This is a genomic window from Pseudomonas tremae (assembly GCF_001401155.1).
Taxonomy (GTDB): Bacteria; Pseudomonadota; Gammaproteobacteria; order Pseudomonadales; family Pseudomonadaceae; genus Aquipseudomonas; species Aquipseudomonas tremae.
On the sequence record NZ_LJRO01000440.1, the window covers coordinates 1 to 332 of the forward strand.

A 332-nucleotide genomic window follows, 5' to 3' on the forward strand; every position below is an offset into this window, starting at 1 on the left:
GACTATCAGGATTTTTTGCCGTTGGCTCATGCTCAGCTCGTTTTGAACGGGTGGGCGAAGGTTATGCGCAGGCAACTGCCGCCACCTTGCCGCGGGACGTATTCCAGGTGCGCCTGATTGCTTTCGCAAAGCTCGCGTGACAGATATAGACCAAGACCGGTGCCTTTGCTTTCCGTGGTGAAAAACGGCTCGAACAGCTTGGCCAAATGTTGCTCGCTGACCCCTGGCCCGTCGTCCTGTACTTCCAGAATGGGCAAATCGCTTTGTCGGTCGTGATGCAGCTTCAGCCAGACCTGCGCTGACGAATGATTTCTGCCGCTGTAGCGCAGGCC

General features: G+C 56.6%; 1 protein-coding gene. It reads right to left on the minus strand.

Features of this window, described 5'->3' with window-relative positions; genetic code table 11:
• Positions 1 to 32: 32 nt before the first annotated feature.
• The coding region (locus ALO43_RS23760) for an ATP-binding protein (RefSeq protein WP_162235621.1) at positions 33 to 332 on the minus strand (300 nt) is incomplete at its 5' end.